This window comes from Shimia sediminis (assembly GCF_003990645.1).
Lineage (GTDB): Bacteria > Pseudomonadota > Alphaproteobacteria > Rhodobacterales > Rhodobacteraceae > Shimia > Shimia sediminis.
In genome coordinates, this window is record NZ_RYZK01000016.1 from 1 (window position 1) to 14,653 (window position 14,653).

The 14,653-nt window shown below is 57.0% G+C and carries 17 protein-coding genes; 10 read left to right on the top strand and 7 right to left on the bottom strand.

Features of this window, described 5'->3' with window-relative positions; all coding sequences use genetic code 11:
- A partial coding sequence (locus EK369_RS20210) for a PD-(D/E)XK motif protein (protein ID WP_127116089.1) occupies positions 1-1,116 on the top strand: 1,116 nt, incomplete at its 5' end.
- Positions 1,117-1,329: 213 nt separating this feature from the next.
- Here EK369_RS20210 and EK369_RS20215 read toward each other — a convergent pair.
- From EK369_RS20215 to EK369_RS20225, 3 genes are all read right to left on the bottom strand, one after another.
- Positions 1,330-2,820 carry a heme biosynthesis protein HemY gene (locus EK369_RS20215; protein ID WP_127116090.1) on the bottom strand — a complete coding sequence of 497 codons (1,491 nt, stop codon included), beginning with the start codon at positions 2,818-2,820 and terminating at the stop codon, positions 1,330-1,332.
- Positions 2,821-2,830: 10 nt separating this feature from the next.
- Positions 2,831-4,057: a hypothetical protein gene (locus EK369_RS20220; protein WP_127116091.1), complete on the bottom strand. Its 1,227-nt coding sequence runs from the start codon at positions 4,055-4,057 to the stop codon at positions 2,831-2,833.
- An 82-nt stretch (positions 4,058-4,139) separates the two neighbouring features.
- Positions 4,140-4,826, bottom strand: a complete 687-nt coding sequence (locus EK369_RS20225; RefSeq protein WP_164727061.1) for a uroporphyrinogen-III synthase — start codon at positions 4,824-4,826, stop codon at positions 4,140-4,142.
- 74 nt (positions 4,827-4,900) lie between these two features.
- Here EK369_RS20225 and tsaD point away from each other — a divergent pair, with 74 nt between their 5' ends.
- Genes tsaD through EK369_RS20250 form a run of 5 tightly spaced genes read left to right on the top strand, consistent with a single transcriptional unit; the run spans position 4,901 to position 8,083 of the window.
- Positions 4,901-5,998 (top strand): tRNA (adenosine(37)-N6)-threonylcarbamoyltransferase complex transferase subunit TsaD, encoded by a 1,098-nt coding sequence (gene tsaD / locus EK369_RS20230; RefSeq protein WP_127116093.1) that lies wholly within the window; start codon positions 4,901-4,903, stop codon positions 5,996-5,998.
- On the top strand, positions 5,995-6,954 hold the full coding sequence (locus EK369_RS20235; protein WP_127116094.1) for an NAD(P)H-dependent glycerol-3-phosphate dehydrogenase: 960 nt from the start codon (positions 5,995-5,997) through the stop codon (positions 6,952-6,954). Before tsaD ends, EK369_RS20235 begins: the two co-directional genes overlap by 4 nt.
- Position 6,955: 1 nt before the next feature.
- Positions 6,956-7,225 carry a YciI family protein gene (locus EK369_RS20240; RefSeq protein ID WP_127116095.1) on the top strand — a complete coding sequence of 90 codons (270 nt, stop codon included), beginning with the start codon at positions 6,956-6,958 and terminating at the stop codon, positions 7,223-7,225.
- Positions 7,225-7,638: an EVE domain-containing protein gene (locus tag EK369_RS20245; RefSeq protein ID WP_127116096.1), complete on the top strand. Its 414-nt coding sequence runs from the start codon at positions 7,225-7,227 to the stop codon at positions 7,636-7,638. The genes EK369_RS20240 and EK369_RS20245 overlap by 1 nt, the downstream gene beginning before the upstream one ends.
- 52 nt (positions 7,639-7,690) lie before the next feature.
- Positions 7,691-8,083: a DUF1761 domain-containing protein gene (locus tag EK369_RS20250; RefSeq protein ID WP_127116097.1), complete on the top strand. Its 393-nt coding sequence runs from the start codon at positions 7,691-7,693 to the stop codon at positions 8,081-8,083.
- Here EK369_RS20250 and EK369_RS20255 read toward each other — a convergent pair whose 3' ends face one another.
- From EK369_RS20255 to hrcA, 3 genes are read right to left on the bottom strand one after another with little or no spacing between them, the layout of a single operon-like run.
- Positions 8,084-9,136 carry a TPM domain-containing protein gene (locus EK369_RS20255; RefSeq protein ID WP_164727062.1) on the bottom strand — a complete coding sequence of 351 codons (1,053 nt, stop codon included), beginning with the start codon at positions 9,134-9,136 and terminating at the stop codon, positions 8,084-8,086.
- Positions 9,137-9,190: 54 nt separating this feature from the next.
- Positions 9,191-9,751 (bottom strand): nucleotide exchange factor GrpE, encoded by a 561-nt coding sequence (locus EK369_RS20260; RefSeq protein WP_127116098.1) that lies wholly within the window; start codon positions 9,749-9,751, stop codon positions 9,191-9,193.
- A 10-nt stretch (positions 9,752-9,761) separates the two neighbouring features.
- Positions 9,762-10,826, bottom strand: coding sequence for a heat-inducible transcriptional repressor HrcA (hrcA, locus tag EK369_RS20265; protein WP_127116099.1), 1,065 nt, complete (start codon positions 10,824-10,826; stop codon positions 9,762-9,764).
- A 116-nt stretch (positions 10,827-10,942) separates the two neighbouring features.
- Between hrcA and rph the strand changes: the two genes are divergently transcribed.
- From rph to EK369_RS20285, 4 genes are read left to right on the top strand one after another with little or no spacing between them, the layout of a single operon-like run.
- The gene (rph, locus tag EK369_RS20270; RefSeq protein ID WP_127116100.1) at positions 10,943-11,656 is read left to right on the top strand and encodes a ribonuclease PH; all 714 of its coding nucleotides are present in this window, start codon (positions 10,943-10,945) and stop codon (positions 11,654-11,656) included.
- Positions 11,653-12,264 carry an RdgB/HAM1 family non-canonical purine NTP pyrophosphatase gene (rdgB, locus tag EK369_RS20275; protein ID WP_127116101.1) on the top strand — a complete coding sequence of 204 codons (612 nt, stop codon included), beginning with the start codon at positions 11,653-11,655 and terminating at the stop codon, positions 12,262-12,264. The genes rph and rdgB overlap by 4 nt, the downstream gene beginning before the upstream one ends.
- Entirely contained in the window at positions 12,257-13,414 is a 1,158-nt protein-coding gene (gene hemW / locus EK369_RS20280; RefSeq protein ID WP_127116102.1) for a radical SAM family heme chaperone HemW, read from the top strand. The genes rdgB and hemW overlap by 8 nt, the downstream gene beginning before the upstream one ends.
- A gap of 2 nt (positions 13,415-13,416) precedes the next feature.
- A complete protein-coding gene (locus EK369_RS20285) occupies positions 13,417-13,770 on the top strand; it encodes a YbaN family protein (RefSeq protein ID WP_127116103.1) in 354 nt (117 codons plus the stop codon).
- On the opposite strand, the gene EK369_RS20290 is transcribed toward EK369_RS20285, so the two are convergent.
- Positions 13,760-14,650: a ParB/RepB/Spo0J family partition protein gene (locus tag EK369_RS20290; protein ID WP_127116104.1), complete on the bottom strand. Its 891-nt coding sequence runs from the start codon at positions 14,648-14,650 to the stop codon at positions 13,760-13,762. The genes EK369_RS20285 and EK369_RS20290 overlap by 11 nt on opposite strands.
- Between the last annotated feature and the right edge of the window lie 3 nt (positions 14,651-14,653).

A 14,653-nucleotide genomic window follows, 5' to 3' on the forward strand; every position in this document is an offset into this window, starting at 1 on the left:
CCGTCACACGGGCAGCTTGAAATACAGGTATCAGGATTTCTCCTTGGTAGCGCTGTTAAGGTGACAACACCAATACTATTCGCAAGAAGGCTCATGACGACCACAGACGATATAGCGAACTCGTTCAGTGAACTGACGAACGCAACAAGCCAGCCCGGAGTCGGCTCAATTCTTGCCGCTGAAATACGAGTTGACTTGCCCTCGTGGGCGATTGGCACGGATGATTGTGGGAATGTTTGTTTGTTGGTTACGACGCTGTTTAAACAAAGCAAAAAGCCCCCTTCGATAATGCTGCAAAACTTGGAAATTCAATTCCAGATCAAGTGCGTTGTCGAAAGAGCATCAGGTAAGAGCGAAACTAACGAATTCACTGTGATACGGCTGACCTCCAACCGAACTGAGGACAGGCGCATTTTCTTTTCCGTCTGCGGGAGCTTGATTGACTATGTTGGGGATCAACCAAATGAATCTTTTCTCAAAAAGTCCATAATTAGATTAGCAAACCTATTCCGAAAATTGCTTCTTCCACCAAGAAGTTCCGACATTGGACTGTTCGGAGAGCTGATTTACATATTCTGCGCAAGCAACCCTGCGTCTGCTGTATCGGCCTGGCGAAATAGCGAGAGCGATAAGTTCGACTTTTGGACACCTGACTTAAGGATTGAAGTCAAGGCAACAACTCTTAGACAGCGACGACATGAGTTTTCGTATGAACAGTGCAACTTTCCCATAGATCAAAAAGGTTTCGTCGCTTCAATTTTACTGGATGAAAGTAGTAGGGGGTCATCCCTACTGGATCTTCAGGAGTTACTCGAAAACCAGTTAGCGGGGGATCTAGAAAGTACATTTAAACTAAGATCTGTGATTTCAGAAACAATTGGAAACCTCGACTCCGAAATGCCCATGAGAAGGTTTGACTTTGAGACGGCTGTTAACTCGCTGTTAGTTTTTGACCTAACTGAAATTCCAGCTGTTAGGGGGGATCTGGAACCCGGAGTTAGCGGTTTACGCTTCAATTCGGATCTTGAGCATTGCCAGCCAATAAACTTGAAGGCTGAAGTACGCCGATTTCCAGAGTTATCAGAATATTTTCCGAGTCCAAATTTTAAAAAGTGACTTGCGGTTGGTGACCTGAACTACTGTGTCCCATACAGTGCTGTAACCTATTGAACCGTATAGCCCCGTTCATGCCCGCTGTGTCCCAGTGACATCGTTGTTTGTGAACGATTTTCTGGGTTTTCTCGGAAAACTGCCGGGGTCGCCAAACCGCACGTTTGCCGCCAGCCAGCCTTCAATCATACTCAGGTTCAGCGGCCGATCTAAAGAGCGCTACTTTTCCGCATGGCGCGCTTGCACGGCATCATCAATAGCAACCTCTTCCGGCTCCTCAACCAACTCGGCGTCAATTGCGTCTTCGACCTCGTCTTCGTCGCTTTTGTCCTCTAGCGCACCAACGATCAGCGGCAGCATTTCAACACCCGTGGGGCTTGAAATCTCGGCTTCTGGCGGGGCCGTCCAGCTCAGAGTGTCAAAGCTCTGGCAATTGTCACAGACCGGCGTCCAATCAGCGTGAATGTTGTGGCAATTGTCGCAGACCCACTGCGCCCCACGCGGGGCCGTGAGCGCTTTGGCAAGCCATCCTTTCACAACCGCATCCGAGGACCCTTCGCCCCGTTCAATGGCCGCCATGATGGTAAGAGACCGCGCCGTCGGCTCGGCTTCGAACAGGTCGCCCAGTGCGCGCCGTGCCTCGGGGAAATCTTCTGCCGCGATCTGCAGCTCGGCCATAACCATTTTTGTCTCGGCGTGATCCTGTGTGCTCTTGGTCAGCGTGCGGAACCGCTTGATCCTCGCTTGTGCCGTTTCCTCGGGCTCGATCTGTGCAAAAGCCGCTGCAAGGTCCGGGTGCGGATGCGCCTCCCATGCCTTTTTCAGAACTCTTGTCGCGTAGCGCTTCTTATCTTGGTCAAGATACCCGCGTGCCGCCATCACAGCTGCAGGAATCAGATCGGGGGACAGGCGGTTCGCCTCAATCGCGGCCTCACGCGCCTCGATCGGCTTGGACTCATCCAGAATGTCATTGGCTTCCGACAACGCCAGAACCGCGTCGCGGCGGCGGTGCACGTCACGGGGCAAACTGCCTGTGCGCAGCTTGGCATTCAGCGTCGTGCGTGCACCGGTCCAGTCACCGGTTTCAGCCTGCAGTTTCAGCAGAACATCCTGGGTTTCTTCATGCCGAGGCTTGAGCGCAAAGGCCGTTTCCGCCAGTTTCAGCGCGGTTTCGGTTTGACCTTCTTCCAGCTTCTGACGCATCAGGCCACGCACCCCAACGAACCGGGTTGCGTCATCTCCGAGCAATTGCTTGTAGACTTCGGTCGCCTTGCGTTTGTCACCGGACATTTCCGCAGCCTGCGCCGTCAGCAGGTTCGTCAACTCGGGCTTCTTCAGAAACTTTTCAGCCTTGCGCGCCTTGTCCATCGCCGCGCGCCCCTCACCGGACGCCAGGGCCATCAATCCTTCGGACAAGGCCTGATAGCCTTTTTTCTCTCGATTCCGGTCAAAATACCGGCTCAACGCGGTTTCATCGCCGTTCAGAAACTTGAGAACAGCCACCAAAAGCGCGACCAGCTTGAGCGCCAGCCAGACCAAAACGACCAACGAGATCAGAGCAATCACCGTCTGAAGCGGCCCAAACGTGTATTCAACCCCGGCAACGGTGACCATCACGCCACCTTCGCTCTCCATCAGATAGCCTGCGCCATAGGTCAGCCCGGCAATCGCGGCGACAAAAAGCAGAATTTTAATCAATGACCAAAGCATGAATGACCCTTCAGTTGGAATTTAGGCCTTGGGCCAATTGTTCGACAGCCTGCGTCGCCGCGAGCCTGGTTTCCGCCATCGCGCGCCAATCCGCCATCAGCGCCTGCGAGGTCTCTGGCAGCATCGACACTTCATCAAGCGCCGCAGCCAGCCGCCCTTCGCGCAATGCAGCCTCAGCCCGGGACAGAACGGCATCCGCGTCAGCGCCTTCTTTTGGCTCAGTCGAGCGTGCGCCAAGTTGTGATTTCAGGAAATGTGAAATCCTGTTGCCGCCGTCACCTTCCTGTTTTCTTGCATCTGCCAGCGCCGCGCGCGCGTAATCCGGGAATGCCTCAACCAACGCGATGTTGGTGGGCACCCCGTCATCGGCGTGCTGCGAAAGCGCTGCTGGGATCGCAACACCTGACACGCTGGCAAGCTCGGTCAGCGCCCGACGATAGGGCGCGCCGGAATCGACTGCCGACACCACGCGGGTCAATGCGGCCTGCGCCATTGTTTCCTGAGCAGTGCGCGCCGAGGTTTGCTTGAGGCTTTCGGCTTCTTTCAGTTGGTCGGCAACCATGGCCCGCAGCTGTTCAACTTCACGCTCATAGGCTTCAATTGCTGCAGACGACGCCCCTTCGGTCATCGGGCGTTTTTCAGCCTCGACAATCCGCCCCTCAAGGGTTTGCGTCTTGGTGCCCAGCGCCTCCAGCCTTTCGGAAAGCGCGGCCAGACGGGCGTTTGCCTCATCAACACCTGCAACACCTGCGTTTGCCTGGTTTGCGGTTTCGGCAATTTTGTCCTGGTTTGATTGCAGCAGTTTCAAGAGATCCTGCTGATCTTCCAGCTTGCGGGTCAGCTCGGCAATCTGCTCGCTGGATTGCTGGCCAAACAGGATACCCTGAGACCCCAGATAACTGGCGGCCCCAAACCCAATCGCTGCGGCAACCACACCGCCCAATATCATAGGAGTCGCACCTGACCGATGCTTCTGTTGGGCTTCGGGTTCTGGTTGGGGCGCCTCTTCTGTCTCGGCCGCAGCGTCTTCCGGATCCTGGGTCAGGGCTTCTTCTTCCGGGTTCTCCAATTCGACGGCCTCATCCTGGGGGACATCTTCGGGACCATCTGGCTTCTCCGAAGCCTCCTCAACCTCGGCAGTCACATCATTGGCTTCGGCCTCTGCATTGTCTTCTGGCAGAACCGTGTCATCTACCTGTGTGTCGTCCGGTTTGTCGGTTGTTTTTGACCTAGCCACCCGCTGTCACCCTTTCGAATCCAAATTCATTCTGCAAATGCACACAACAAACCTATGAAGAGTTTCAATTATGCTCAATGGTTCATAAGCCTTTTGCCATCTGCTTTATCGCCGCAACCATCGACGCCGCATTGGGCGCATCGGCAATGACCAGCTGGCTTGGGCTCAAAGCTGTTGCTTCGCCCGCCACTGCATCGCTCATCGCAACCACGCAAATCGGCGCCGGAAACGGTCCCTGTTGAACAACCTGCGCCGCGCTTCTGGGGGAAAAAAGGGGAAGAATAATCGGGTTTTCCCTATTCAAAGCGCTTTTTGCATCATGGTTCAGCATTTCGCTAACCTGCCGATAGGCAACCACTTCTTGCACATCGATCCCTTCGGCCTGCAATCTCGTTGCCAGGTTTCCGCGCGCATAGGCCCCGCGAAAGTGGACCAGAGGACCCTCTGGGCGGTCGGCCAGAATCCGCCGGAACAGTGCTTCGGCATCACCGCTGGCAGAACATGCCTGCCACCCCTTTTCAATGGCGGCCTGCATGGTCACATCACCAACACACCAACACGGGATGGGTTTGCCCTCAACCGCCCGCACCCCGTTGCGAGAGGTGAATATGGCACCTTTGAGCGCATGTGGCACATCAAAGTCCATCGCCTCGATGGATTGAACCGGCGAGATCACAACACGCACGTCCAGCCCTTGCAGGTCTTTCGCAAACCTTTCAGAGGCAGCCAATGGCCGCGTCAGCAAAACGATGGGGTTTTCACGTGTCATAGGCACGGCCAGCATTGTTCCCGGGCACCTTTCGGTGTTACCTGCCATTGACCAGACACGCAACGGCGATGGGCATGACACAGGACCTAACCATTCTCGGACTGGAAAGCAGCTGCGACGACACAGCCGCAGCCATCGTGCGCCAACGCCGGGGTGCTGCGCCCGAAATTCTGGCGTCAATCGTGCATGGCCAATCGGACCTGCATGCCGCATTTGGCGGCGTTGTGCCGGAAATTGCCGCGCGCGCCCACGCCGAAAAACTCGACATCTGCGTGGAAGAGGCCCTGGCAACCTCCAACCTGACCCTCAAGGACATCGACGCCGTGGCTGTCACCGCCGGCCCCGGCCTCATTGGCGGGGTTCTGTCTGGCGTGATGTGCGCCAAGGGTCTGTCGGCAGGTCTTGGCGTGCCATTGGTTGGCGTCAATCACCTTGCCGGGCATGCGCTGACTCCTCGGTTGACGGACCAGGTGGCCTATCCCTACCTGATGCTGCTTGTCTCGGGCGGGCATTGTCAGTTTCTGATCGTGCGGGGGGCCGAAGATTTTTCGCGGCTTGGCGGCACAATCGACGATGCGCCCGGTGAAGCTTTTGACAAGACCGCGCGGCTTTTGGGACTGGCTCAACCAGGCGGCCCGGCGGTACAGGCCGCCGCCGAACGCGGCGATGCCACCAGGTTTCGTTTTCCACGTCCCCTTCTGGATCGGCCTGACTGTGACATGTCCTTTTCCGGCCTCAAAACCGCACTCTTGCGGGCCCGCGATGCGGTGATCGCCGAAAAGTCAGGCCTGACAGAGCAAGATCGCGCAGATCTTTGCGCCGGGTTTCAGGCCGCTATTGTCGACGTTCTGGCCGAAAAAACGCGTCGGGCGCTGGCACTTTATCTGGACGAAAACCCATCAGCACCCATGCTTGCCGTTGCAGGCGGTGTTGCCGCAAATACGGCCATTCGGGCAAGGTTAGAGACTGTTTGTGCAGAACTCGATGTCACGTTCACCGCGCCTCCGCTGTCCCTTTGCACCGACAATGCAGCCATGATCGCCTATGCCGGACTCGAGAGATTTCAGACCGGCGCCCGAGACGACATGACCCTTGCAGCGCGTCCGCGCTGGCCCCTGGACAAAGCTGCCCCCGCCATGTTGGGCAGTGGCAAAAAGGGGGCCAAGGCATGAGCATCAGCGTCTTGGGCGCGGGCGCGTTTGGCACCGCATTGGCCATTTCCCTGGCCCGCTCCGGGGCCGACATTACCCTGTGGGCACGCAATCCGGACCACGCGGCGGCAATGCAATCCGCGCGCATGAACGTCCCCCGCCTGCCCGGGGTCACCCTACCCGACACCGTCACCGTGACGTCCAGCATGTCGCGCGCTCTGGCTGACATCATGCTCATCGCCGTGCCCATGCAGCGTATGCGCGGGCTTTTGGAAACGGCTTCCGAACTGAATGGCAGGCTCCTCGTCGCCTGTTGCAAAGGTGTTGAGCTTGCAACCGAACTCGGTCCCGTTGCGGTGATCCGTGATTGTGATCCCGAGGCGACGCCGGCCATTCTTACCGGTCCCAGCTTTGCTGCCGATATTGCCCGCGGTCTGCCAACCGCCCTGACCCTTGCCATCGAGAGTGAGGCCGCCGGTCGCGCGCTTCAGACCCGGTTGACGACGCCCAACATCCGGATCTACCGAACCACTGACACGATCGGCGCAGAGCTGGGCGGGGCCCTGAAAAACGTCATGGCAATTGCCTGTGGTGCTGCGATGGGCGCGGGTCTTGGTGAAAGCGCACGTGCTGCCCTCATGACACGCGGCTACGCCGAAATGCAGCGCATGGCCCAGGCGCTTGGCGCCAATCCCGAAACGCTTGCAGGGCTGTCCGGATTTGGCGATCTTACCCTGACGTGCACCTCGGATCAGTCCAGAAACTACCGTTTTGGGCTGAGTTTGGGTCGAAATGACGCTTTTGACGCCTCCATCACGGTCGAGGGCGCCGCCACTGCGAGGGCGGTTCAGGGGCGTGCACGTCACATGAATATCGACATGCCGATCACGGACGCTGTTGTCGGCCTGATCGACCACGATCTGAAAATCTCACAGGCCATGGAGATGTTACTCTCCCGCCCACCCAAGGAGGAATGACATGAAAATCGCCCTGATCGCCAAAGACAAACCAGGCGCACTGGACATCCGCAAGGCCAACCGGGATGCCCACGTAGCCTATCTGAAATCGACCGATGCTGTCGAAATGGCCGGGCCATTTCTGGATGAAAACGGCGAGATGTGCGGCTCACTCATTATCCTGAACATGGACATGACCGAGGCCAAAGCCTGGGCCGCAAACGATCCCTACAAAAAGGCCGATCTGTTTCAGAGCGTGGAATTGATTGCCTGGAACAAGGTTCTGGGGTGATGCGCTATTGGCTGTTCAAATCCGAACCCAACACCTGGAGCTGGCAAAACCAACTGGACAAAGGTGATGCCGGTGAAGAATGGGATGGGGTGCGCAACTACCAGGCGCGCAACTTTATGCGCGACATGGAAATCGGCGATCGTGGATTCTTCTATCACTCGATGAAAGAAAAATCCGTTGTTGGCATTATCGAGGTAATCGCCCTGGCGCATCCGGATTCCACCACAGACGACGACCGCTGGGAATGCGTGGACATCAAGGCCGTCGAAACGGTTCCCACGCCTGTGTCATTGGATCAGATCAAATCGGACCCAAGGTTGGCTGACATGGTGCTCGTCAAGAACTCGCGCCTGTCCGTGCAACCGGTCACCGCGGATGAATGGAACATCATCTGCGCGCTGGGTGGGCTGTAGGCAAATCCGATCTTCCTGTGCATAGTACTGAAAACTAGGACAGGAGGGACACATGGATTATCTGATCGTGATCGGGGCCGGACTGGCATCTTATGTATTTGGTGCCGTCTGGTACATGACGCTGGCCAGCAAATGGATGGCCGCCGCCGGGATTGAGGCCGATGACAATGGACGGCCGCCGAACGCCGGGCCTACGCCCTATATCGTCGCTTTGGTTTGCGCCATCATCGTTGCCGGGATGATGCGCCACATCTTTTCCCTCAGCGGCATTGACACAATTGGCGCAGGTCTTGTGAGCGGATTTGGCGTTGGTCTGTTTCTCGTGACACCCTGGCTGGCGACAAACTATGTTTTTGCCGATCGGAGCCGCAAATTGATCCTGATCGACGGAGGCTTCGCGACCGGAGGCTGCACGATCATTGGCGTGGTTCTGACCGCAATCTGATCACCAGCTTCCGCTGGCGCCGCCGCCGCTGGATGAGCCTCCTCCAAAGGAGGACCCAGACGAGGATGAGCTGGATGATTTCTTGGGGATCGTTCGTGTGGCTGACCAACGATCTCCGCAATTGTGGCAGTGGTAATCAATGCGTTTCAGACCGGTTGAGCTGGTTGTGGCGGACTGAAGTATCGTTGTGTCCCCTTCGACGGTTCGATACCCACAGGATCGGCACGCGCCATAGGGTGAAAACCAGGATTTATACCCTTCGACCGTGACGTGATCGCATTTGCCGCAAACCCAGACATCATAATCCACGCTCTTTAGCCGTTCTTCGGTGATCTCGCCCTTTTGGAGATGCTTGTCATCCCATTCTTCGTTCAGCCGTGTCATCTGGGATCCATCGCTGGGACACAAACGGGGCTTGTTGCGCTGCCACCTGCGTAAGGCGCGCACCGCCAGCGCGGCGACCGGGGCCAACAGCGCATAAATCCAATTCCCCACCCAATCCAGAAGCCGCTTGAGCGTGCCACCAATTTTTTGCGCAACGTTGGCGTCATACTCTCCCGGCCAGCTGCCGGTGATGTCCTTGATAACCGCATCCACGCCATGCTCAATCCCACCGACAAAATCGTCCTTTTTAAAGCGCGGCGTAATGATCGTGTCGATGATGTTGCCCATGGGAACATTTTTTGAGGCCCCATAGCCTGACCCAACCTCAATCCGCATGCGCCGATCATCCACGGCGATCAACATCATCACGCCATCATTGCGCTCGGCGTTGCCAACGCCCCAATGGTTAAACAGCCCGGTTGCAAAAGGTTCGATGTCCGCCGAATGGCCAAAATCACTCATCGAGTGAATGGTCACGACCGTAAACTCAATACCCTTCTTCTCGCGCAGCTCCACGAGCTTACCGCGAATGCGGTCTTCGTCTTCTGCCGGTAACAGCTCTGCAAAATCATTTACAAACAGCTCAGTATACGTCGGATACTGTTGGGCAGAGGCGCTGTAAAACACCGGAAAGATCAAAGCCAAAACGACGAAACGTAAGATGCGCAAAACAAAAGCTCCCGAGAGTGTCGGGAGCTTTCTAACATTTTGCCGCAGGTCTGTTTAGCCCGGGTTTGAAGACACACCGACCTGTGCCGGGCGCAACAGGCGATCATGCAGCATGAACCCCTCGGCCGATACCTGGATGATCTCACCTGATTTCGTACCGGGGACAGGAGCTTCGAACATCGCTTCATGCACCTGCGGGTCGAATTTGTCGCCAACTTCGGGCGCAATCACTTCGATACCATGCTTGTTAAAGGTTCCAAGCAGACCGCGCATCGTGAGTTCGATCCCTTCGATCAGAGCGGCAGACGCCTCTCTCTGTTCGTCGGTGATCGTCTCGACTGCACGCTTCATGTTGTCGTACACCGGCAGCATATCGCGGGCCAGTTTTGATCCGCCATATTGCTCGGCATCGCGACGTGCTTTTTCGCCCCGCTTGCGCGAGTTTTCCGCGTCAGCCAGGGCGCGCATGAACTTGTCTTTGTAATCATCCCGCTCGGCGCGCAGCTCATCCAGCTCAACCGCCTCATCGGCCAGTTCATCCAGCGATTGGGCAAACTCTTCTGCCTCGGCTTCTGCGATATCGTCCAGAAATTCGTTTTCTTTCGGCTCTGCCATGTCTCAACCTCTAACCCCGGTCTGAAATCAGCTTCCCGACCAGTTGTGCCGTGTAATCCACAATCGGCACGATCCGTCCATAGTTCAGGCGCTTGGGTCCGATGACCCCGACAGCACCCACAATCTTACGATCCGCGTTCATATATGGGGAAACCACCAAAGAGGAACCCGAAAGTGAAAAAAGTTTGTTCTCTGAGCCAATAAAAATGCGCACGCCATCGCCTTCCTCGGCCAATTCCAGGAATTCTGCGATGTCCCGCTTGCGTTCAAGGTCATCAAACAGGGTCCTGATGCGCTCCAGGTCCTCTTCTTCCTCGTCAGTCCCCAACAGATTCGACCTGCCGCGCACAATCAAACGTTCATGTTGATCGCCCGCATCAGCCCACAGCGCGATGCCACTTTCCACCAGGTCCCGCGCCAACGAGTCGATCTCCTGACGCCGTCGCTTGATCTCTTCGCGAATAACGGTGTGCACCTCGGACAGGGTCCGGCCCTCAATCACCGCATTCAGGAAATTTGCCGCCTCTCTCATTGAGCTGGGGGTCTGTCCGGGCGGCGGAGTAAACAGTCGGTTTTCCACGTGACCGTCTGCAAACACCAAAACCACCAGCGCACGATCCTGCGCGAGGCTGACAAACTCGATATGCTTGATCGGCGCCTCGTGCTTCGGCGCCAAAACAAGCGAAGCACCATGTGTCACACCGGACAAGGCCGATCCAACGCGATCCAGCATCCCACCTACATCTGCCGAGTTATCACCCAGCGTCGCGTCAATCTTTTGGCGATCCCCGGCATCCAGATCCGACACCTCAAGCAGACCGTCCACAAACATCCGCAACCCGATCTGGGTTGGCACACGTCCGGCGCTGACATGAGGTGAATCCAGCAGACCAAGAAACTCGAGATCCTGCATCACGTTCCGGATCGTCGCAGCACTGACGCTCTCTGACAGCGTCCGGGTCAATGTTCGCGAACCGACCGGGTCTCCGGTTTCCAGATAGCTCTCGACCACGCGGCGGAACACCTCGCGAGAGCGGTCGTTCATTTCCTCAAGAAGGCGGGCGCTTTCAGACATGGCAATCCTTGTGATCCAGATGCCATTAAAGTGAGCGCAGCGCAAAGGTCAATCGGGGTTGCACCCGCCCCCTGCCCCCTTGTATCCCCAAAGCCAAGCAACAAAGGATTTCCGCCATGCGTCCCTCGGGAAGAGAATTGAATGAAATGCGTCCTGTTTCGATTGAAACCGGGATCACCAAGCACGCCGAAGGGTCCTGCATGATCCGCATGGGCGACACCCATGTTCTGTGCACCGCCACCATCGAAGACCGCGTGCCTCCGTTTATCAAGGGGTCCGGGTTGGGATGGGTCACCGCCGAATACGGTATGCTTCCCCGCTCCACCACCAGCCGGATGCGTCGCGAGGCAGCAGCAGGCAAGCAGGGCGGAAGAACTGTTGAAATTCAACGGCTTATCGGACGTTCTCTGCGCGCCGGTGTGGATCGCGTTGCCCTGGGCGAGCGTCAGATCACGGTGGACTGCGATGTCATCCAGGCAGATGGCGGCACCCGTTGCGCGTCAATCACCGGCGGCTGGGTTGCCCTGCGTTTGGCCGTCAACAAGCTGATGAAGGCGGGCGATGTTCTGACCGATCCCCTGATTTCACCCGTCGCCGCCGTGTCTTGCGGCATCTATGCTGGCCAGCCTGTGCTGGATCTGGACTATCCTGAAGACTCCGAAGCCGGAGTTGACGGCAATTTCATCATGCTCGGTAACAAGCAAATGATCGAAGTGCAGATGTCCGCCGAGGGATCTACCTATTCCCGTGTGCAGATGAACCAGCTGATCGACCTCGCCGAACAGGGTGTCGAGGAACTGGTAACCGCACAACAGGCCGCCTGCTCATGACGCGTAAATTTGATGGCGACCGCCTTTTGGTCGCCACCCACAACCAAGGCAAACTGGCTGAGATCACCGAAATTCTCGCGCCCCACGGCGTGAGCGTTGTCGGAGCCGCCCAGATGGATCTGCCCGAGCCCGAAGAAACCGAAAACACCTTTGTCGGCAACGCCCGGATCAAGGCACATGCCGCCGCAACCGCCACCGGCTTGCCCGCGCTCGCCGATGACTCCGGTATCACCATCGACGCGCTTGGTGGCGCGCCCGGCGTCTACACGGCGGATTGGGCCGAAACCCCCAATGGCCGCGACTTCATACGCGCGATGACCCGCGCCAATGACGAACTGACTGCCGTTAACGCTGCTGATCCCCGGCTTGCTCAGTTTCGCTGCACCCTGGTCATTGCATGGCCAGACGGACACGACGAAGTTTTCGAAGGCGTCATGCCCGGCCAATTGGTCTGGCCGATCCGCGGGGCGCATGGCTTTGGCTATGATCCGATGTTTCAGCCCGACGGCTACGACATCACCTGTGCCCAGATGGATCCGGCAGAGAAAAACCAGATCAGCCATCGGGGCCGCGCCCTGAAACAGTTCGTAGCAGGCTGTTTTGGCTGAGGACTGGCAAAACGGGGGCTTTGGCCTCTACATCCATTGGCCCTTTTGTCAGGCCAAATGCCCCTATTGCGACTTTAACAGTCATGTGGCCCGAGAAATCGACCAAAACCGCTGGTTCAGAGCCTATCTGAGCGAACTTGACCGCGTCGCTGCACAAACCCCAAACCGTGTTCTAAACTCTGTCTTTTTTGGCGGCGGCACGCCCAGCCTTATGAATCCGGACATTGTCGCGGGCATTCTTGACCGTGTGCGCAGGCTGTGGCCCACCGCCAACGACATGGAAGTCACGCTCGAGGCCAATCCCGGTTCGGTCGAGGCCGGCCGATTTGTTGGCTATCGCGATGGCGGTGTGAATCGCATTTCGATGGGCATTCAGGCGCTGAATGACCGCGATCTACAGCGTTTGGGTCGCATTCACTCCGTGTCCGAGGCCAAACAGGCGTTTGACGTCGCCCGGAAAACCTTTGACCGGGTGAGCTTTGACCTGATTTATGCGCGCCAGGATCAATCCATCGAAGATTGGCGGCACGAATTGACCGAAGCCACGCAAATGGCCGTGGATCATCTTTCGCTCTATCAGCTGACAATCGAAGACGGCACCGCCTTTGGCGACCGCTACGCACTCGGGAAACTGCACGGTCTGCCCGAAGATGATCTCGCGGCGGATATGTATGAAGAGACCCAGGACATCTGTGCAAAAGCCGGTTTTCTACCCTACGAAGTCTCGAATTACGCCGGAATAGGCTCTGAATCCCGACACAATCAGATTTACTGGCGGTACGGGGATTACGCCGGAATTGGCCCCGGCGCGCATGCCCGCATGACCCTGAACGGTGTCCGCCACGCCGTTGAGACCTGGCGAAACCCCACCAAGTGGCTGGAATGCGCCGAAGCAGGCAATGGCGACAGCCTGCGTGAGCCTATTGATCGCGACGGTGAGGTTGCCGAATTCTTGTTGATGGGCCTGCGTTTGACGGATGGAATTGATCTGACTCGTTACCAGACCCTGGCCGGAAAGACCCTGGAGCATGACAGAGTTGATGCACTGCGTGAGCTTGGCTTAATTTCCATTTCAGATCAAAGGCTTGCGGTTCTTCCCAAAGGTCGTATGGTTTTGAACTCGGTCATTTCGGAACTTTTGAGGGACTAGGAATGCGCTTTATCTGGGCAACTTTGGGACTCGTTTGCATTGCTCTGGCATTGATTGGCGTCGTGCTTCCCTTGTTGCCAACGGTTCCATTCCTTTTGCTCGCCGCGTTCTTTTTCGCCCGTTCGTCAGAAAGACTTCATAACTGGCTGCTATCTCACCCGAAACTGGGCCCACCCATAGAGGATTGGCAAACCCGTGGCGCCATCAATCCCGGCGCCAAACGCATCGCAACGCTTTCTATTGTCGTGGTTTTTGGAATTTCACTGGCAATCGGGCTCAAAACGTCCCTCTTGCTCATTCAGGCCGTCGTTCTGGGCTGTGTTTTGCTCTTTATCTGGACACGACCTAACTGGTAGCCGACAAAATCCTGCAAATCTCATCCAGTTGGTCCAAAGACGCGTATTTGATCGTCACCTGACCCGCTTCTCCACCTGGCTTGTGATCAATCATCACCTTCATGCCAAGATTCGCAGACAGATCGCCCTCCAGGGCTGCAGTATCCGCATCCTTTTTGGGTTTTGGGGCAGACTTGGCAGGCGCCGCAGAAGACACGGGCCGTTTCGCCAATGCCTCGGTCTGGCGCACGGAAAGACCTGATTTCACGACCTTTTTCGCCAGGCCGCTCGGGTCCTCTGATGTAATCAGTGCGCGCGCGTGACCGGCGGTCAGGTCGCCTTGCTTGAGCATGCTCTGCACATCGTCCGGCAACTGCAAAAGCCGGATCAGGTTTGCAATGTGGCTCCGACTTTTGCCCAACGCTTCAGACAGCTTCTCCTGTGTGTGCCCGAATTTGTCCATAAGCGCGCGATAACCCGCAGCTTCTTCTACCGGGTTCAAATCGGCGCGCTGGATGTTCTCGATGATCGCGATTTCCAGCACTTCGGTGTCATTGTACTCTCTGACAACCACCGGAAGCTCATGCAGTTGCGCCATTTGCGACGCACGCCACCGGCGTTCACCCGCGACAATCTCATAAGTACCGTCCGCCTGCGCCCGCACGATCAGGGGCTGAATGACACCCTTTTCGCGAATAGACGCGGCCAGCTCTTCAAGTTGGTCCTGAGTAAAGTCGCGCCGCGGTTGCTCGGGATTTGGCTTGATCTTTTCGATCGGCACCATCAGGTCCGCATTGCGGGGCGCTTCCGTGCTTGCCGGCACCTGATCTTCGGTAACATCCGCCATAAGCGCCGAAAGCCCCCGGCCCAAACCACGGTTCTTTGTTTTCTTGGCTGCCATGGT